This window comes from Duganella sp. AC237 (assembly GCF_979254035.1).
Genome location: NZ_CEEDEW010000003.1, coordinates 1,798,692 through 1,818,122 on the forward strand (window position 1 = coordinate 1,798,692; position 19,431 = coordinate 1,818,122).

General features: G+C 62.7%; 17 protein-coding genes. 12 read left to right on the forward strand and 5 right to left on the reverse strand.

The genetic code is table 11. The features are described from left to right. Positions 1 to 60 precede the first annotated feature (60 nt). Positions 61 to 1,332: an O-acetylhomoserine aminocarboxypropyltransferase/cysteine synthase family protein gene (locus tag AC0IYS_RS08385; protein ID WP_471704728.1), complete on the forward strand. Its 1,272-nt coding sequence runs from the start codon at positions 61 to 63 to the stop codon at positions 1,330 to 1,332. A gap of 16 nt (positions 1,333 to 1,348) precedes the next feature. Here AC0IYS_RS08385 and AC0IYS_RS08390 read toward each other — a convergent pair whose 3' ends face one another. From AC0IYS_RS08390 to ompA, 5 genes are all read right to left on the reverse strand, one after another. Continuing rightward, positions 1,349 to 2,464 (reverse strand): hypothetical protein, encoded by a 1,116-nt coding sequence (locus tag AC0IYS_RS08390; protein WP_471704729.1) that lies wholly within the window; start codon positions 2,462 to 2,464, stop codon positions 1,349 to 1,351. A 156-nt stretch (positions 2,465 to 2,620) separates the two neighbouring features. After that, positions 2,621 to 3,658 (reverse strand): hypothetical protein, encoded by a 1,038-nt coding sequence (locus AC0IYS_RS08395; RefSeq protein ID WP_471704730.1) that lies wholly within the window; start codon positions 3,656 to 3,658, stop codon positions 2,621 to 2,623. A gap of 167 nt (positions 3,659 to 3,825) precedes the next feature. Further along, positions 3,826 to 4,521: an HAD family hydrolase gene (locus AC0IYS_RS08400; RefSeq protein WP_471704731.1), complete on the reverse strand. Its 696-nt coding sequence runs from the start codon at positions 4,519 to 4,521 to the stop codon at positions 3,826 to 3,828. Positions 4,522 to 4,532: 11 nt separating this feature from the next. Continuing rightward, positions 4,533 to 5,228, reverse strand: coding sequence for a bifunctional 2-polyprenyl-6-hydroxyphenol methylase/3-demethylubiquinol 3-O-methyltransferase UbiG (gene ubiG, locus AC0IYS_RS08405; protein WP_471704732.1), 696 nt, complete (start codon positions 5,226 to 5,228; stop codon positions 4,533 to 4,535). A gap of 152 nt (positions 5,229 to 5,380) precedes the next feature. Further along, complete coding sequence (ompA, locus tag AC0IYS_RS08410) at positions 5,381 to 6,094, reverse strand: outer membrane protein OmpA (RefSeq protein ID WP_471704733.1); 714 nt, start codon at positions 6,092 to 6,094, stop codon at positions 5,381 to 5,383. 452 nt (positions 6,095 to 6,546) lie between these two features. On the opposite strand from ompA, the gene gyrA reads away from it, so the two are divergent. From gyrA to lapB, 11 genes are all read left to right on the forward strand, one after another. After that, entirely contained in the window at positions 6,547 to 9,252 is a 2,706-nt protein-coding gene (gene gyrA / locus AC0IYS_RS08415) for a DNA gyrase subunit A (RefSeq protein ID WP_471704734.1), read from the forward strand. Positions 9,253 to 9,380: 128 nt separating this feature from the next. Beyond that, entirely contained in the window at positions 9,381 to 10,502 is a 1,122-nt protein-coding gene (serC, locus tag AC0IYS_RS08420) for a 3-phosphoserine/phosphohydroxythreonine transaminase (protein ID WP_471704735.1), read from the forward strand. Beyond that, positions 10,499 to 11,572, forward strand: a complete 1,074-nt coding sequence (gene pheA / locus AC0IYS_RS08425) for a prephenate dehydratase (RefSeq protein ID WP_471704736.1) — start codon at positions 10,499 to 10,501, stop codon at positions 11,570 to 11,572. The genes serC and pheA overlap by 4 nt, the downstream gene beginning before the upstream one ends. A gap of 18 nt (positions 11,573 to 11,590) precedes the next feature. Then, complete coding sequence (gene hisC / locus AC0IYS_RS08430) at positions 11,591 to 12,700, forward strand: histidinol-phosphate transaminase (protein WP_471704737.1); 1,110 nt, start codon at positions 11,591 to 11,593, stop codon at positions 12,698 to 12,700. A gap of 3 nt (positions 12,701 to 12,703) precedes the next feature. Continuing rightward, a complete protein-coding gene (locus AC0IYS_RS08435; RefSeq protein ID WP_471704738.1) occupies positions 12,704 to 13,618 on the forward strand; it encodes a prephenate dehydrogenase in 915 nt (304 codons plus the stop codon). A gap of 30 nt (positions 13,619 to 13,648) precedes the next feature. Further along, complete coding sequence (aroA, locus tag AC0IYS_RS08440; protein WP_471704739.1) at positions 13,649 to 14,962, forward strand: 3-phosphoshikimate 1-carboxyvinyltransferase; 1,314 nt, start codon at positions 13,649 to 13,651, stop codon at positions 14,960 to 14,962. Positions 14,963 to 14,975: 13 nt separating this feature from the next. Further along, positions 14,976 to 15,650, forward strand: a complete 675-nt coding sequence (gene cmk / locus AC0IYS_RS08445) for a (d)CMP kinase (protein ID WP_471704740.1) — start codon at positions 14,976 to 14,978, stop codon at positions 15,648 to 15,650. A 137-nt stretch (positions 15,651 to 15,787) separates the two neighbouring features. After that, positions 15,788 to 17,467 (forward strand): 30S ribosomal protein S1, encoded by a 1,680-nt coding sequence (gene rpsA, locus AC0IYS_RS08450; RefSeq protein ID WP_020705490.1) that lies wholly within the window; start codon positions 15,788 to 15,790, stop codon positions 17,465 to 17,467. A gap of 10 nt (positions 17,468 to 17,477) precedes the next feature. After that, positions 17,478 to 17,783: an integration host factor subunit beta gene (locus AC0IYS_RS08455; protein WP_008446215.1), complete on the forward strand. Its 306-nt coding sequence runs from the start codon at positions 17,478 to 17,480 to the stop codon at positions 17,781 to 17,783. Positions 17,784 to 17,921: 138 nt separating this feature from the next. Further along, positions 17,922 to 18,224: a LapA family protein gene (locus tag AC0IYS_RS08460; protein WP_090315586.1), complete on the forward strand. Its 303-nt coding sequence runs from the start codon at positions 17,922 to 17,924 to the stop codon at positions 18,222 to 18,224. A 27-nt stretch (positions 18,225 to 18,251) separates the two neighbouring features. Next, complete coding sequence (lapB, locus tag AC0IYS_RS08465) at positions 18,252 to 19,427, forward strand: lipopolysaccharide assembly protein LapB (protein WP_471704741.1); 1,176 nt, start codon at positions 18,252 to 18,254, stop codon at positions 19,425 to 19,427. Positions 19,428 to 19,431 lie beyond the last annotated feature (4 nt).

The following is a 19,431-nucleotide window of genomic DNA, read 5'->3' on the forward strand; positions in this document are numbered from 1 at the left end:
ATTCGTGGGCGTGGCACTCTATTCAACTTAGGCTTGCACGATCATTCACATGGAGGAGCGATGAAACTGGAAACCCTGGCCGTCCACGGCGGCTATAAACCGGACCCCACCACGCGCGCGGTAGCGGTGCCGATCTATCAAACCGTCGCCTACGCGTTCGACGACACCCAGCACGGCGCCGACCTGTTCGACCTCAAGGTACCCGGCAACATCTACACGCGCATCATGAATCCCACCCAGGACGTGCTCGAGCAGCGCATCGCCGCGCTCGAGGGCGGGGTGGCGGCGCTGGCGCTGGCTTCCGGGCAGGCCGCCGTCACCTACGCGATCCAGACCATCGCCGAGGCCGGCGATAACATCGTCTCGGCCGCCACCTTGTACGGCGGTACCTATAACCTGTTCGCACACACCTTGCCGCAGTTCGGCATCACCACCCGCTTTGCCGACGCCCGCGACCCGGCCTCGTTCGAGGGTTTGATCGACGAGCGCACCAAGGCCGTGTTCATCGAGTCGATCGGCAACCCGCTGGGCAACATCACCGATATCGAACAGATCGCCGCGATCGCCCACAAGCATGGCGTGCCACTGATCGTCGACAACACCGTGGCCACGCCGTACCTGCTGCGCCCGTTCGAGCACGGCGCCGACATCGTGATCCACTCGTTGACCAAGTACTTGGGCGGGCACGGCAATTCGATCGGCGGCGCCATCGTCGATTCCGGCAAGTTCCCGTGGGCCGAGCACAAGCAGCGCTTCCGGCGGCTCAACGAGCCGGACGTGTCCTACCACGGCGTGGTCTACACCGAGGCGCTGGGGCCGGCCGCCTACATCGGCCGAGCGCGTGTGGTCCCGCTGCGCAACACCGGCGCGGCGATTTCGCCGTTCAACGCGTTCCTGATCTTGCAGGGGATAGAAACCTTGGCGCTGCGCATGGAGCGCATCGTCGACAACGCCCGCGCGGTGGCTGAATTCCTCAGCGGCCACGCCAAGGTCAAGTGGGTCAATTACGCCGGGCTGGAGCAGCATCGCGACCATGCGCTGGCGCTCAAGTATCTGGGCGGCAGGCCGTCCGGCGTGCTCACCTTCGGCGTCGAGGGCGGTGTGGAGGGCGGGGCGCGCTTCCAGGATGCGCTGCAATTGTTCACGCGCCTGGTCAACATCGGCGACGCCAAATCGCTGGCCTGCCACCCGGCCTCGACGACGCACCGCCAGCTCAACGAGGAGGAATTCGCCAAGGCCGGCGTGACGGTCGATACGGTGCGCCTGTCGATCGGCATCGAGCACATCGACGATCTGCTGGCCGATCTGGAGCAGGCGCTGGCCGCCGTCTGAAGCGCCGGCGGAGGCGCTATTTCTTGTCCGGCTTGACCTTGTCGGGCACGCGCGTGACGATCACCTCGCCGTCGACGATGGCGCAGTCGAGGACATGGCTGCGCGACACCGGCGCGTGCTGCGAGAACAGGTCGTGGTAGGGCCCGGTCTCCTCCAGGCGCAGGTCGATGCGGAAGCTCTCCAGATGGTTGGTCGCGTGCACCTCGCGCACCCGCTGCTTGCGCACTTCCGCCTCCTTGGCGCTGCGGCCGTGCATCTGCGGCCCCTCGAAGTAGCGGATCAGCGCGCATTCGATGATGTCGACGCGGTCCTTGAGCAGCAGGTCGGCCGCGATGGCGTTCTGGTTGACCGGCATGTCGACCGGATCGCCGTCGTCGGACAGCACCTCGACGTTCATGCGCTGTATCAACAGCAGCATGTCGTTGTCTTCGTTGTTGATCTGGTGGATCTTCTGCACCGCCGCCAGGCGCCCGCGCGCCAGCCGGCCGGCCGCGTCCTTGGTCTGGCCGACATATTGCACCTTGCTTTGGAAGCGCAAGTCGTTCTCATACTGTTGCAGCACGTCGTGAATCGACAGCGCCTCGATCAGGCCGCCCCAGTTGAGCGTGATGAAGCGGTCGGTCATGACCACGGTCGGCTTCTTCAGCGTGGCCGCGAACGGCACGGTCAGTTCGATGGTGATGCTGTCGCGTTTTTCCTCGGCGCCGACCACGATCGGCACGGTCAGCTTGAGGGAGAAAAAGCCCCAGCTGGTTTTGCCGTTGACATCGAAGCGCACGCGCGGACGGTTGACGGCGAAATAGATCAGCCGCTTTTCCATCGTCGCTTCCAGGTCGAACTGGATGCGGCGCAGCTGGCGTCCGACCGGGTCGCGGATATCGGGCCGTTCGGGAAAGCCGGCCACCAGGTCGTACCAGTGATATTTCGCGTCGGCGACAGTGACCACCCAGGTTTGCGGCGACGCGCTGCGCTGGGGCAGCAACGGCAGCAAGTCGTCCAGCGCGTCGGCCGGGGGCGCCACCAGATCGTGGAATGGTTCCGGCGATTCGGCAAACAGTTCGCCTATGCCCAGTTCTTCCGGGCTAGGGTCGGGATAGTCGTCGGCGATTAGGGTCGGGTAATCGCTCGTCATGATGCGCACTCCAGGGTCTCGTTTAATCGGTCGTTTGTTGGGACTTTTAATGACTATAGTATAGTCGTTCCCGGTGACATTTCCACCTGGCAATTCCGGAAAACGGCTAAATAGTCACACATTCTCACACCCCGCAGGTGGGGCTGGCCCGCCGTCCTAGCGTTTGCCATTCGCCGGCGGCACCGGCATCGCGGCCACCCTGGCCTCGCCGTCGGCGATGAAGCAGCTCAGCAGGTGGGACGGCGCCGGCGCCACCTGGTCCGAGCACAGCTTGTCGTAGTTGCCAACCTCGGGCAGTTCAAGGTCGATGGTGAATTGCACAAGATTATTCATTTGCTGCACTTCTGCCAACCGTTCGCAGCCCAGCTTGCGCTGCGCCAAAGTCAGCCCGCGCGCGCCGGCAGCCTCGAAATGGCGGATCAGCGCCGCCTCGACGATGTCCATGCGTTCGGCCCGCAGCGCCTCGGCGGCGCGGGGATCGGCGTTGCAGGGCAGGTCGGCGGCGTCGCCCTCGTCGCAAATCACGTGCACGTTCATGCTCTGCACCAGCAGCAGGGTGTCGACGTCGTCGCCGAGCTGGGCGTGCAGTTTTTGCAGCGCCGGCAGCCTGGCCCTGGACAGGCGCGCATCGGGGTCGCGGGTCTGGCCGACGTGGAACACGCGGCTGGGCGCGGACAGGTGGTTGGGATAGGTCTGCAGGATGTCATGGATCGAGAACGCCTCGATCAGGCCGCCCCAGTTGAGGGTGACGAAGGTCGGCGTCATCGTCACCGTGGGCTTTTTCAGCGTGGCGGCAAACGGCACCGTCAGCTCGATCGTCAGGCTGTCTTTGGCCTGCCCGCCGCCGACCAGCAGCGGCAATGTCAGCTTGAGCGAAAAGAATCCCCATTGCACGGCGGCGGCGGTATCGAAGCGCACGCGCGGGCGGGTGACGGCAAAGAACAGATGGTGTTTTTCGGCCACCGCCTCCAGTTCGAACTGCATGCGGCGCTGGTAGCGGCCGACCGGGTCGCGGATGTCGGGGCGTTCCGGGAAGCCCGCGATCAGGTCGTACCAGTGGTAGCGGGCGTCGGCCACGGTGACCATCCAGCTTTGCGGCGCGTTGGTATGCTCCGGCAACTGGTGGACGTCGAAATCGGCGAACTGTTCGGGGTAGGGCTGCGGGTATGGGGCAGCCTGTTCAGGGTTGATCATGATGGCCTGACGAAGAGTGGAGAAGTGTCCGCTGCTCCTCTTTCCATCAAGCGTTGATTGGTTTAATGGAAATAAGTATTTCTACGCAGTAACTCGAAGACTATACCTGTCAAGCGATTTGAGCAACAAGTTTATTTAAATGGATTCATGGAAGCGGCCATACGGCATTACGCCGCCAATTGGGCCTTATCGGCCATGGCCGAGCGCATCAACGCCAGCAGTTGTTCCGGCGTGTCCAGCACCAGGTCGGCCTTCCAGCCGAGCGGCTCGACCGGGCCGCAATAGCCCCAGCCGCAGCCGATGCTCGGCATGCCGGCGGCCTGGCCGGCCTGGATGTCGCGCAAGTCGTCGCCCACGTACCAGCACTGCTGCGGCGGCAGGCCGAGGCGCGTCGCCGCTTCCAGCAACGGCGCCGGATGCGGCTTGGCGTGCGCCGTGGTATCGCCGGAAACGATGCAGGCCGCGTGCCCGAGCCCGATCTGCGGCAGCAGCGGATCGGTGAACCGCGCCGGCTTGTTGGTGACGATGCCCCACTGCAGCCCCGCGTCCTCGATGCCGGCCAGCAGATCGACGATGCCCGGGAACAAGGTGCTGTGCACCGCCATGGCCGCCTGGTAGTTGTCGAAAAAACCTTCGCGCAATTCGGCAAAGCCATCGTCGCCCGGCTTCAGTCCGAAGGCGGCGCCGATCATGCCGCGCGCGCCGGCCGAAGCGGTCGGGCGCAACAGTTCATAGGCGGTCGGTTCCAGCCCGCGCGCCGTGCGCAGCAGGTTGACGGCAGCGGCCAGGTCGGGGGCGGTGTCGGCCAGGGTGCCGTCGAGGTCGAACAGGATGGCGCGCGGCGCCGGCAGTGCGGTAGTCATGGGCGGATCGATCAGAGCGGACGGGTGGTGGCAACCAGGTAGTTGACGCTGGTGTCTTCGTTCAGGGAATAAATCTTGGTCAGCGGATTGTAGCCCAGGCCCTTGAAACCCTTGAGATCGAGACCGGCGCTGCGGACGAACTGCGACAGTTCGGACGGCGTGATGAATTTATCGTAGTCGTGGGTGCCGCGCGGCAGCATGCGCAGCACGTATTCGGCGCCGATGATGGCAAACAGGTATGACTTCGGATTGCGGTTCAGGGTCGAGAAGAATACATGGCCGCCCGGTTTGACCAGCGCGGCGGCGGCGCGCACGATGGCTGCCGGGTCCGGCACGTGCTCGAGCATCTCCATGCAGGTGACGACGTCGAACTGGCCAGGCTCCTGCGCCGCCATCTCCTCGGCCGCGACCAGCTTGTAGCGCACTTGCACGCCGGACTCCAGGCTGTGCAGGTCGGCTACCTTCAAAGCTTTTTCCGACAGGTCGATGCCGGTGACGGTGGCGCCCTTGCGCGCCATCGATTCGCTCAGGATGCCGCCGCCGCAGCCGATGTCGATGACGTTCTTGCCGGCCAGCGGCACGCGCGCGTTGATCCATTCCAGGCGCAGCGGGTTGATCTCGTGCAGCGGGCGGAACTCCGAGGTCGGATCCCACCAGCGGTGGGCCAGGTCGGAGAATTTCTGTAGTTCTAATGGATCGGCGTTCATGGGCTCGGTGTTCCGTGACAAAAGTATTCGCTATTCTAAAGCAGCGGGCATAAAAAAACCCCGCCGGGGCGGGGTTTCTGTGCGGCGAGGGCACCGTAGCGTTAATTTCTTAACGCATGGGCGCCGGCTCGGCGACGTGCATCAGCAATTTATTACTTGCTGGTACCGACGACTTCGATCTCTACGCGACGGTTTTTAGCGCGGCCTTCTGCAGTTTTGTTGTCTGCAACTGGCTGTTTCTCGCCTTTGCCTTCGGTGTACACGCGGTTAGCGTCGACGCCTTTGGAGATGATGTAGGCTTTAACGGCTTCAGCGCGACGGATCGACAGCTTCTGGTTGTACTCATCCGAACCGACCGAGTCGGTGTGACCGACGGCGATGATGACTTCCAGGTTGATCGAGCTCAGTTTCGAGGTGACGTCGTCCAGTTTCGACTTGCCTTCTGGCTTCAGCACGGCTTTGTCGAAATCGAAGAACGCGTCAGCGGCGAAGCTTACTTTTTGCGCGGTTGGCACTGGCACTGGCACTGGGGCCGGAGCTGGCTGGGCCGGCGCAGGCGCTTCAACCGGTGGTGGCGGCGGTGCTACGCACTTGCCGTTTTCCAGTTTCTCTGGCTCAACGCACAGTGGCAGGTCGCAACCTGGCACGGCATCGGCCGGGGTCCAGTAGCCGGTGCGCCAGCACAGGCCGAACGGGTCACGGGCGATCACGCCGCGCGAATCCTGAACGTAGGCGCTCTTAGGCGTAGCAGCCTTGATGTCTTGGGTGACTGGCGCGTATGGTGGCGCGGTAGGGGTTGGGGTCTGGGCGATTGCCGAGCCGGCGAAAGCTGCCGACACGGCCAACATCGAAATAAGTTTTTTCATATTTTTCTTCCTTTCGGGGGTGATATCCGCAGAAAAACTGCGCGACGTATATTACGTGGGCCGAATTCTACCACGCAGGGGCGTCACGCCTGTCTCCCGATTGCGAAACGAGCAATTAACTTCTAAATCATTTTGCCACAAGCGATCCGGGGGCGTGAAAAGGCGCCAACATGGCGCCGAGTCGCGTCCGACCAAAATGTTGTTTTGTTGCAACGTGATTGTCGATAATAATTGAGTAATGTGTCATCAATATTACATGGTGTTACAACGCGTGAAGTAGCGCACACAAGGCATGGGTGCTGGGCCGGCGGCCAATTTGTGTTAGTTGCGCGGCCCGCATGCTAAAATCGCACGCTTGCCCTTCCAATTAGGAAAGGGAGGGCAGGAGTGCAGTAAGTGCGGCATACATTGCTTAAAAGATAACCCACAGTCAAAGATCAGTCGACCCGCCAATGGATCAATTCGCAAAAGAAACAATCCCTATTTCCCTCGAAGAAGAGATGCGCAAGAGCTACCTCGATTACGCGATGAGCGTGATCGTGGGCCGCGCCTTGCCGGACGTGCGCGACGGCTTGAAGCCGGTGCACCGCCGGGTTCTGTTCGCGATGCATGAAATGAACAACGTGTGGAACCGTCCCTACGTCAAGTGCGCCCGCGTGGTCGGCGAGACGATGGGTAAGTACCACCCGCACGGCGACGCCTCGATTTACGACACGCTGGTCCGCATGGCGCAGGACTTTTCGCTGCGCTATATGCTGGTCGACGGCCAGGGTAACTTCGGCTCCGTCGACGGCGACGGCGCGGCGGCGATGCGCTACACCGAGTGCCGCCTCGACAAGATCTCCGCCGAGTTGCTTGCTGATATCGACAAGGACACCGTCGACTTCCAGCCCAACTACGACGGCAAGGAAAAAGAGCCGACCGTCCTGCCGACCCGCATCCCGAACCTGCTGATCAACGGCTCGTCCGGCATCGCGGTCGGCATGGCCACCAACATTCCGCCGCACAACCTGCACGAAGTGATCGCCGGCGCGCTGCACGTGCTGCGCAACCCGACCTGCTCGATCGACGAGCTGATCGAGCTGATCCCGGCGCCGGACTTCCCGACCGGCGGCACCATCTACGGCGTGTCGGGCGTGCGCGACGGTTACCGCACCGGCCGCGGCCGCGTGGTGATGCGCGCCAAGACCCACTATGAAGAGTACGGCAAGGACGGCGGCCGCACGGCCATCATCGTCGACGAGCTGCCGTACCAGGTCAACAAGAAGTCGCTGCTCGAGCGTATCGCCGAGAACGTGCGCGACAAGAAGCTCGAAGGCATTTCCGACATCCGCGACGAGTCCGACAAGTCGGGCATGCGCGTGGTCATCGAGCTCAAGCGCGGCGAAGTGCCGGAAGTGGTGCTGAATAACCTGTACAAGCAGACCCAGTTGCAGGACACCTTCGGCATGAACATGGTGGCGCTGGTCGACGGCCAGCCGCGCCTGCTGAACCTGAAAGAGATGCTGCAGTGCTTCCTGTCGCACCGCCGCGAAGTGGTCACGCGCCGCACCGTGTTCGAACTGCGCAAGGCGCGCGAACGCGGCCACGTGCTCGAAGGCCTGGCGGTCGCACTGGCCAACATCGACGATTTCATCGCCATCATCAAGGCCGCGCCAACGCCGCCGGTCGCGAAGACGGGCCTGATGGACCGTTCGTGGGATTCGTCCCTGGTGCGCGAGATGCTGGCCCGTACCGGCGAGGGTGACACCATCGGCGGCATCGACGCCTTCCGTCCGGAGCACCTGCCGAAGCACTACGGCATGCAAGCCGACGGCATGTACAAGCTGTCCGACGACCAGGCGCAGGAAATTCTGCAAATGCGCCTGCAGCGCCTGACCGGCCTGGAACAGGACAAGATCGTCAACGAATACAAAGACGTGATGGCCGAAATCGCCGACCTGCTGGACATCCTGGCCAAGCCGGAACGCGTCACCACCATCATCACCGACGAGATGACCCACGTGGTCAACGAATTCGGCGATCGCGCCAAGGATCCGCGCCGCTCCAACATCGAGATGAACGCCACCGATCTGGGCACCGAAGACCTGATCACGCCGCAGGACATGGTGGTGACCCTGTCGCACACCGGGTACATGAAGGCGCAGCCGATCAGCGAATACCGCTCGCAAAAGCGCGGTGGACGCGGCAAGCAGGCCATGGCGACCAAAGAGGAAGACTGGATCGACCAGCTGTTCATCGCCAACACGCACGATTACATCCTGTGCTTCTCCAACCGTGGCCGCATGTACTGGCTCAAGGTGTGGGAAGTGCCGCAAGGCTCGCGCAACTCGCGCGGCAAGCCGATCGTCAACATGTTCCCGTTGGCCGACAACGAGAAGATCACCGTCATCCTGCCGCTGTCGGGCGAGAACCGGACCTTCCCGGAAGACCACTACGTCTTCATGTCGACCAGCCTCGGTACCGTGAAGAAGACGCCGCTGAAGGACTTCAGCAATCCACGCAAGGCCGGCATCATCGCGGTCGACCTGGACGAGGGCGACTTCCTGATCGGCGCCGCGCTGACCGACGGCGAGCACGATGTGATGCTGTTCTCCGACTCCGGCAAGGCGGTGCGCTTCGACGAGAACGACGTGCGTCCGATGGGCCGCAACGCCCGCGGCGTGCGCGGTATGAACCTGGACGAAGGCCAGCGCGTGATCGCGCTGCTGGTGGCGGAAAACGAGCAGCAGTCGGTGCTGACGGCAACCGAGAACGGCTTCGGCAAGCGTACGCCGATCATCGAGTACACCCGTCACGGCCGCGGCACCAAGGGCATGATCGCGATCCAGACCTCCGAGCGTAACGGCAAGGTGGTGGCGGCGACCCTGGTCACGCCGACCGACGAGATCATGCTGATCACCACCGGCGGCGTGCTGATTCGCACCCGCGTGGCGGAGATCCGCGAGATGGGCCGCGCCACGCAAGGCGTGACCTTGATCGCGGTGGAGGATGGCACCAAGCTGTCCGGCCTGCAGCGCGTGGTCGAAACCGACATCGACGAAGTAGAGCTGGAACCTGGTCCGGACGGCAAGCCTGTCGATGCACCGGTGGCCGACGCGCCGGCAGACGCTCCGGCGGCCGACGACACCCCGGCGGACGACAATCCGGCGGAATAAGCGCAGCAAACAAAGCCCCGGCCGCAGTATCGGACCGGGGCCGGCGGGGCCAGGGTTTATTTCGCGGATTAATGCGACAATAAGACTGGCCCCGTTGTCATTTTTAAAGCGATACAAAAGGATCCACAGTGACTCACATCTATAACTTCTCCGCCGGCCCTGCCGTACTTCCGAAGGAAGTGCTGGCACAAGCCGCCGCCGAAATGCTGGACTGGCATGGCAGCGGCATGTCGGTAATGGAGATGAGCCACCGCGGACCGGAGTTTATCTCGATTTACAAGGCGGCCGAGCGCGACCTGCGCGAGCTGCTGGCAGTACCGGACAATTACAAGATCTTGTTCATGCAGGGCGGGGGCTTGTCCCAGAACGCCATCATTCCGTTGAATCTGGTTGGCCACAAGCCACAACCAGCAACCATCGATTTCATCCATACCGGTTCGTGGTCGGGCAAATCCATCAAGGAAGCCGCCAAATACGCCAACGTCAACATCGCCGCATCGTCGACCACCGGCGTGCCGCCGCAGTCGGAGTGGAAGCTCACCCCCGGCGCGGCCTACGTCCACATGTGCACCAACGAGACCATCGACGGCATCGAGTTCGACTTCGATGCCGGCGTGCCGGCGGCGCAGCCGGACGTGCTGTTGGTGGCCGACATGTCGTCGCATATTTTGTCGCGCCGGATCGACGTCTCCAAGTACGGAGTGATTTTCGCCGGCGCGCAAAAGAACATCGGCCCGGCCGGCGTGACCATCGTCATCGTGCGCGAGGATTTGCTGGGCAAGGCGCTGCCGGCATGCCCGTCGGCGTTCGACTTCAAGCTGGTCGCCGACAACGACTCGATGTACAACACGCCGCCCACTTACGGCATTTACATCGCCGGCCTGGTGTTCCAGTGGCTAAAGAAGAACGGCGGCGTCGCCGCCATGGAAAAGGTCAATATCGCCAAGGCGGAGCTGCTGTACAAGGCGCTCGACGTCGACGATTTTTACCAGACCAGGGTGGCGAAGGAAAGCCGCTCGCGCATGAACATCCCGTTCTACCTGAAGGACGAAAGCCAGAACGAGGCATTCCTGGCCGGCGCCAAGGCGCGGGGCCTGCTGCAGCTCAAGGGCCACAAGTCCGTCGGCGGCATGCGCGCATCGATCTATAACGCGATGCCGATCGAGGGCGTACAGGCGCTCGTGGATTACTTGAACGAATTCGCCGGCAGGAAATCTGCTGCCGCCTGCAATGACCTGAAAACGCCATGACAGACAAACTCACACCCCTGCGTGAACAAATCGACGCCATCGACGCGCAAATCCTCGACCTGCTGAACCGCCGCGCCAAGGTGGCGCAGGAAGTCGGCCACGTCAAAGCCGAAACCAACGCCCCGGTGTTCCGCCCCGAGCGCGAAGCGCAGGTGCTGCGCGGCGTGGCCGACCGCAATCCCGGCCCGATGGGCAACACGGAGATGCAAACCATCTTCCGCGAGATCATGTCCGCCTGCCGTTCCCTGGAAAAGCGCGTCACCGTCGCCTTCCTCGGCCCGGCCGGCACCTACAGCGAACAGGCGGTCTACCAGCAGTTCGGCACCGCCGTCGACGTGCTGGCCTGCTCGTCGATCGACGAAGTGTTCCGCGCCACCGAGGCCGGCACCGCTGAATTTGGCGTGGTCCCGGTCGAGAATTCTACCGAGGGCGCGATCGGCCGCACGCTCGACCTGCTGCTGCACACCCCGCTGACGATCAGCGGCGAAGTGGCCATCGCCGTGCGTCACAGCCTGCTGACCGGCACCGGCAACATGGACGGCGTCACCGCCATTTGCGCCCATGCGCAGGCGCTGGCGCAGTGCCAGATCTGGTTGAACAATAACTACCCGGACGTCGAACGCCGCGCCGTATCGTCCAACGCCGAAGCGGCCCGCATGGCGCGCGACGACCACTCGATCGCCGCCATCGCCGGCGAGCGCGCCGGCGTGCGCTACAGCCTCGGCACCGTCAAGGCCAACATCCAGGACGACCCGCACAACCGCACGCGCTTCGCCGTCATCGGTCACCTACAAACCGGCCCGTCGGGCAAGGACCGCACCTCGATGGCGCTGGCCGCGCCACACCGCGCCGGTTCGGTGTATCGCCTGCTTGGATCGCTGGCGCAGAACAACGTGTCGATGACCCGCTTCGAATCGCGTCCGGCCCGTAACGGCAACTGGGAATACTATTTCTACGTCGACGTCGAAGGCCACATCCAGAACGAATCCGTGGCCAAGGCGCTGGACGAGTTACAGAGCAACGCCGCTTTCTTCAAGGTGCTGGGATCGTATCCCGTGAGCCTGACCTAACTAAAACAGAGACAGAACATGACCAAGAACTACGGACCAGAATACGTCAGAGCCATCGCCCCTTACCAGGCCGGCAAACCGATCGCCGAAGTGGCGCGCGAATTCGGCCTCGATGAAGCGTCGATCGTCAAACTGGCGTCGAACGAAAACCCGTTCGGCGTGCCCGAATCGGCGGTGCAGGCGATGACCGCCGCCGCCACCGACCTGGGTCGCTACCCGGACGCCAACGGCTTCGAGCTGAAGGCGGCGCTGTCCAAGCGCTACGACGTGCCGGCCGACTGGATCACGCTGGGCAACGGCTCCAACGACATCCTGGAAATCGCCGCCCACGCCTTCGTCGAGCGCGGCCAGGCCATCGTCTATTCGCAGTACTCGTTTGCCGTGTACGCGCTGGCGACCCAGGGCGTCGGCGCGCGCCACATCGTGGTGCCGGCCCAGGCCTACGGCCATGACCTGCCGGCCATGCTGGCCGCCATCGACGCCGAGACGCGCCTGGTCTTCATCGCCAACCCGAACAACCCGACCGGCACCTTCATCCCGGCCGCCGACATCCAGGCCTTCCTGGACAAGGTGCCGGCCAATGTGGTCGTGGTGCTGGACGAGGCGTACAACGAATTCCTGGCCGAGGAAAACCAGTTCGAATCGGCCGAGTGGGTCAAGAAGTATCCCAACCTGCTGGTGTCGCGCACGTTCTCCAAGGCCTACGGCCTGGCGGGCCTGCGCGTCGGTTTCGGCATCGCGCAGCCGGCGCTGACGGACCTGATGAACCGCATCCGCCAACCATTCAACGTCAACTCGATGGCGCAGGCGGCGGCCATCGCGGCGCTGAACGACAAGGACTTCCTCAAGCGCAGCGCGGCCAACAACGCCGCCGGCTACCAGCAGTTCACCGAGGCGTTCACGCAGCTGGGACTGGAGTTCGTGCCGTCGTACGGTAACTTCGTGCTGGTCAAGGTCGGCAACGATCCGGCGGCCGGCTCGCGCGTCAACCTGTCGTTGCTGAAGCAGGGCGTGATCGTGCGCCCGGTCGGCAACTACGGGCTGCCGGAATGGCTGCGCGTCTCCATCGGCCTGCCGCAGGAAAACGCGGTCCTGATCGCCGCGCTGACCAAGGCGCTGGCGGAGTAGGGCATGTTGAACAAAGTCGTCATTTTCGGCGTGGGCCTGATCGGCGGATCGTTCGCGCGTTCGCTGAAGAAGGCCGGCGCCGTCGGTAGCGTGGTCGGCATGGGCCGTTCGGCGGCCTCGCTGGCGCGCGCCAGGGAATTGGGCATCATCGACGTCATCGGTGGTGCCGGCGACGAGGGCATGGCCGAGGCATTGAGGGGCGCGGACCTGGTGCTGCTGGCCGCGCCGGTTGCGCAGACCGAAGCGATCCTGTCGTCCATCGCGCCGCACCTGCAAGCGGGCACCGTGGTCACCGACGCCGGCAGCACCAAGTCCGACGTGGTGGCGGCCGCGCGCCGCGCTTTGGGTGGCAAGGTGGCGCAGTTCGTGCCGGGTCATCCCATCGCCGGCCGCGAAACCAATGGTCCCGAGGCGGCCATCGACGATCTGTATGTCGGCAAGAAGGTGGTGCTGACGGCGCTCGACGAAAACGCGGCGGAAGATGTGGAACGCGTGGCCGCCGCCTGGCGCGCCTGCGGTGCCGTCATCCATCGCCTGTCGCCGCAAGAACATGACAAGGTGTTCGCCGCCGTGAGCCATCTGCCGCATTTGCTGGCATACGCCCTGGTGGACGACATCGCCAACAAGCCGCATGCGGATTTACTGTTCCAGTATGCGGCCAGCGGTTTTCGCGATTTCACAAGGATCGCGGGATCGTCGCCGGAAATGTGGCGTGACATCAGCCTGGCCAACCAGTCGGCGCTGCTGACGGAGCTGGACGCCTATCTGGCACAATTGACGGGACTGCGCGCCCGTCTGGCCGCCGGTGACGGCGCCGCGCTGGAAAGCGTGTACGGCAACGCCCAGCGCGCCCGCCATCAGTGGATCACCGCGATCGAGGCGGCCGAAGCGCCGCCGTCAAAAGACAAAGCAGAATAAAGCTGATTAGACAGCAGAACAAGGAACAGTATGACCCACGAATATATCGACCTGGCGACGGTCGCGCATGTGGAGGGCGCGGTGCGCCTGCCAGGCTCGAAGTCGATCTCCAACCGCATCCTGCTGCTGGCGGCGCTGTCGCAGGGCGACGTCGCCATCGTCGACCTGCTGGCCTCCGACGACACGGCCGTCATGCTGGCGGCCTTGCGCTCGCTGGGCGTGCAGTGGACCGAGGAGAAAACCGCCAACGGCACCATCCACCACGTCAAGGGCGTGGCGGGCGTGCTGCCGAATAAATCGGCCGATCTGTTCATGGGCAACGCCGGCACCGCGATCCGTCCGCTGACCGCCGCGCTGGCCGTCATCGGCGGCGATTACACACTGCATGGCGTGCCGCGCATGCACGAGCGTCCGATCGGCGACCTGGTCGACGCGCTCAACGCCGCCGGCACCGACGTCGAATACACCGGCAATCCCGGCTTCCCGCCGCTGCACATCAAGCAGGGCAAGATCCACGCGCAGCGCCTGTCGGTGCGCGGCAACGTCTCGAGCCAGTTCCTGACCGCGCTGCTGATGGTGGCGCCGCTGATGGCCAAAGAGCACGCGATCACCATAGCCGTCGAAGGTGAACTGATCTCCAAGCCCTACATCGAGATCACCCTGAACCTGATGCGCCGCTTCGGCGTGAAGGTCGAGCAGGACGGCTGGAGCGCGTTCACCGTGCAGCCGGGCCAGGTCTACCAGTCGCCCGGCACCATCCACGTCGAGGGCGACGCCTCGTCGGCGTCGTACTTCCTGGCGGCCGGCGCCATCGCCGGCGGTCCCGTGCGCGTCGAAGGCGTGGGCCGCGATAGTATTCAGGGTGACGTGCGTTTCGTCGCCGCGCTGGAGCAGATGGGCGCGCAGATCACCATGGGCGACAACTGGATCGAAGCGAAGTCGAACGGCGTGCTCAAAGCCATCGACGCCGATTTCAACCACATTCCCGATGCCGCCATGACCATCGCGGTGGCGGCGCTGTACGCCGACGGCACCAGCACCCTGCGCAACATCGCCAGCTGGAGGGTGAAGGAGACCGACCGCATCGCGGCCATGGCGGCCGAGCTGCGCAAGGTCGGCGCCATCGTCGAGGAGGGGCCTGACTATATAAAGGTGACGCCGCCGTCGACCATCACGGCCGCCACCATCGACACCTACGACGACCACCGCATGGCGATGTGCTTCTCGCTGGTGTCGCTGGACGGGGCCGCGCGCAAGGGCAACGTGATGCGCATCAACGATCCCAAGTGCGTCGGCAAGACTTTCCCTGAATACTTCTCGGCGTTTGCCGCGATTGCAAAATAAATAACTGAATAAAATGGTCACACCCCAAATCCCAGTCATCACCATCGACGGCCCCACCGCATCCGGCAAGGGCACCGTCGCGCACCGCGTTGCCGATAAGCTCGGCTTCCATTACCTGGATTCGGGCGCCCTGTACCGCTTGACGGCGCTGTCGGCCCTGCGCCGTGGCACCGACCTGAACGACGAACACGCGCTGGCCAAGCTGGCCGAACACCTGCAATGCAGTTTTCAGGGCGGGGACATTATTTTGTCGCAGGAAAACGTCACCGACGCCATCCGGGCGGAAGAGGTGGGCAATACCGCTTCCAAAATTGCAACATTCCCGACCGTGCGCCATGCGCTGGTGGGGCTGCAACTGGGCTTCCGCAAGGCGCCCGGCGTGGTGGCGGACGGGCGCGACATGGGCTCGGTGATCTTCCCGCACGCGGTGTTGAAGGTGTTTTTGACCGCCTCGGTAGCTGCTCGGGCCGATCGTCGTTATAAGCAATTGATTGGCAAGGGAATTTCTGCTAAGATGGAAGACCTACTGATGGATTTGCAGGCGCGGGACGACCGGGATACCCACCGGGCCATCGCGCCGCTGGTGCCAGCGGAAGGGGCGCATGTGCTGGATACATCCAATATGACCGCTGATCAAGCGGTCGAACAGGTGTTGCAGTGGTATGCGGCAGTGGGCAAGCCTCACTGAAAATGTAGCAAAGGCGGGTCCGGCAGGAAGAGTTAGTAGTTACTCACTAATTCACTTGCGGGACTTTGATCAACCTTAACCCAACTGAAGTCGCATTCGCGAGCCTTGTTGGCAACCTGGAAGTCACAATGTCTAATATGGAAAGTTTTGCAGCCCTCTTCGAAGAATCCCTGTCGCGTCAAGACATGCGTTCGGGCGAAGTGATCTCGGCTGAAGTCGTTCGTCTGGATCACAACTTCGTGATCGTCAACGCCGGCCTGAAATCGGAAGCATTCATCCCAGTTGAAGAATTCAAAAACGACCACGGCGAACTGGAAGTCAAAGTAGGCGACTTCGTTTCCGTGGCGATCGAGTCGCTCGAAAACGGTTTCGGCGACACCATCCTGTCGCGCGACAAAGCCAAGCGTCTGGCTTCGTGGCTGGCACTGGAAAAAGCGATGGAATCGGGCGAAATCGTCGTCGGTACCGTCAACGGCAAAGTCAAGGGCGGCCTGACCGTTCTGACCAACGGCATCCGCGCGTTCCTGCCGGGTTCGCTGGTCGACACCCGTCCAGTCAAGGACACCACCCCGTTCGAAGGCAAGACCCTCGAATTCAAGGTCATCAAACTGGACCGCAAGCGTAACAACGTCGTTCTGTCCCGCCGCGCCGTCATCGAAGCTTCGATGGGCGAAGAGCGTCAGAAACTGATGGAAACGCTGAAAGAAGGCACGGTCGTGACCGGCGTCGTCAAAAACATCACCGACTACGGCGCGTTCGTGGATCTGGGCGGTATCGACGGCCTGCTGCACATCACGGACCTGGCATGGCGTCGTGTGCGTCACCCATCGGAAGTGCTGACCGTTGGCCAGGAAATCACCGCCAAAGTCCTGAAGTACGATCAGGAAAAGAACCGCGTTTCGCTGGGCGTGAAGCAACTGGGCGACGACCCATGGACCGGTCTGTCCCGTCGTTACCCACAAAGCACCCGTCTGTTCGGTAAAGTCACCAACCTCACCGACTACGGCGCGTTCGTTGAAGTCGAGCAGGGTATCGAAGGCCTGGTCCACGTGTCGGAAATGGACTGGACCAACAAGAACGTCGCTCCAAACAAAGTTGTCCAACTGGGCGACGAAGTTGAAGTCATGGTTCTGGAAATCGACGAAGAGCGTCGCCGTATTTCGCTGGGCATGAAGCAGTGCAAAGCGAACCCATGGGATGACTTCGGCGTGACCCACAAGAAGGGCGACAAAGTCCGTGGCGCGATCAAATCGATCACCGACTTCGGCGTGTTCATCGGCCTGGCCGGCAACATCGACGGCCTGGTACACCTGTCGGACCTGTCCTGGACCGAAACCGGCGAAGAAGCTGTTCGTCGCTTTAAGAAAGGTGACGAGCTGGAAGCCATCGTTCTGGCCATCGACGTTGAGCGCGAGCGCGTTTCCCTGGGCGTCAAGCAACTGGAAGGCGATCCGTTCAACAACTTCGCAGCCATGAACGACAAGGGCGCGCTGGTCACCGGCACCGTGAAATCGGTTGAGCCTAAAGGCGCCGTGATCCAACTGTCCGAAGAAGTCGAAGGCTACCTGCGCGCTTCCGAAATCTCCCGCGACCGCGTGGAAGATGCCGGTACGCACCTGAAGGTTGGCGACTCCGTCGAAGCCCTGGTCATCAACATCGACCGCAAAGCGCGTTCGATCCAGCTGTCGATCAAAGCCAAAGACAACGTCGAGACCCAGGAAGCGATGCAGAAAATGGCCGCTACCGACAACAACGCAGCTTCGGGCACCACCAGCCTGGGCGCGCTGTTGAAAGCCAAGTTCGATAACAAGAACTAAGAACTAGTCGATGACTAAGTCCGAGTTGATCAACCGCCTGGCTGAGCGTTATTCTCAGCTGGTGGCCAAAGATGCGGAGTATGCCGTCAAGACCATTCTGGATGCGATGACCAACGCTTTGGCGACCGGTCAGCGCATCGAGATCCGCGGTTTTGGCAGTTTTGCTCTGAATAGCCGGCCACCGCGTATCGGACGTAATCCGAAGTCGGGCGATAAAGTGATGGTGCCCGAAAAACGGGTACCCCACTTCAAGCCGGGCAAGCAATTGCGCGAGCGGGTCGACGCGATGGTCGGGCAACCGATCATCGAGGACTGAAGCGTCTGATGGTTTGACAAGAAAGCGGCGTCCTCGGATGCCGCTTTTTTTTACGCGCTTTTTTTGCGCTTTTTTTGTAGTATTTGGTGACTAGTGCCATACTGGCGCTCTTAGAAATTGAGAACAGGAACCAGGCTGATGAAATTCGTATCCACCCTCATTGGAATCGTCCTATTCGTCTTGTTTTTTGGCTTTGCCCTGAAAAATACGCAGGAAGTCGATCTGCACTTTTTCCTCCACTATGACCTGCGCGGACCCCTGGTGCTGATGCTGCTCGGCTTCTTCGTCGCCGGCGCCGTCCTTGGCGTGCTGGCGCTCACGCCGACCGTGTTCCGCCACCGCCGCGAAACGAACAAACACAAAACCACCATCACGACGCTGCAATCGTCGGCGCAGCAGGTCAACGCGCAGCCGCAGCCCGATGGCGTCACCACACAATAAGCACCACTACCAACGACAAGAACAAGCATGGAATTTGAACTCTGGATGTTATTGGGCATCCCGCTCTTCTTCGGCATGGGATGGATCGCCGCGCGCGTCGACATCCGCCAGCTGGTGTCCGAATCGCGCTCGCTGCCGCGCGGTTATTTCAAGGGATTGAACTTCCTGCTCAACGACCAGCCGGACAAGGCGGTCGACGCGTTCATCGAGATCGTGCGCATGGACCCGGAAACGGCCGACATGCACTTCGCCCTCGGTAACCTGTTCCGCCGCCGTGGCGAGACCGAACGCGCCATCCGCGTCCACCAGAATTTGCTGTCGCGTCCCGACCTGCCGCAGGAGCAGAAGGAGCACGCGGAATACGAGCTGGGTATGGACTACCTGAAGGCCGGCCTGCTGGACCGCGCCGAGGAAACCTTCAATCGCCTGATCCACAGCCAGTACGCGGTGCCGGCGCGGCGCGCGCTGCTGGAGATTTTCCAGCGCGAGAAGGAATGGCCGCGCGCCATCGAAGCGGCCATCGGCCTGCAGGAATCGGGCGCGGGATCGCGCCAGAAGGAAATCGCGCAGTTCTACTGCGAGCTGGCGCAGGACGCGCTGGTGCACCTGCATCCCGAGGATGCGCTGCCGCTGCTGGAAAAATCGCTGCAGGCCGACCGTGTCAACGTGCGCGCGACCCTGTTGATCGGCGACGCGCAGCTGGCCAAGGACGATGTCGAGGGCGCGTTGATGACGTGGCGCCGCGTCGAGCAAATCAGCGTGCCGCACACCGCGCTGGTGGCGCAGCGCATGATGGACGGCTACCGCAAGGTCGGCCGCCCGCTCGAAGGCGTCAATCTGATCAAGTCCTACCTGGAGCAGGCGTCGTCGATCGACTTGCTGGAGGTCGTGTACAAGGCGGTGCTGGAGCTGGACGGCCTCGATGCCGCCAAGGACCTGGTGGTCAATGAGCTGCGCCGCACGCCGACGTTGCTGGGACTGGACAAGCTGCTGGAAGCGCGCCTGGTCGATGCGCCGGCGAGCGTGGTGTCGGAACTGTCGATGGTGAAGAACCTGGTGCATGGCTACACGCAAAAGCTGGCGCGCTACCAGTGCAGCCATTGCGGCTTCAAGGCGCGCCAGTTCTACTGGCAGTGCCCTGGATGCAGCCGGTGGGAGACCTACCCGCCGCGCCGCACCGAAGAACTGAACGTCATGAATTAAGAAT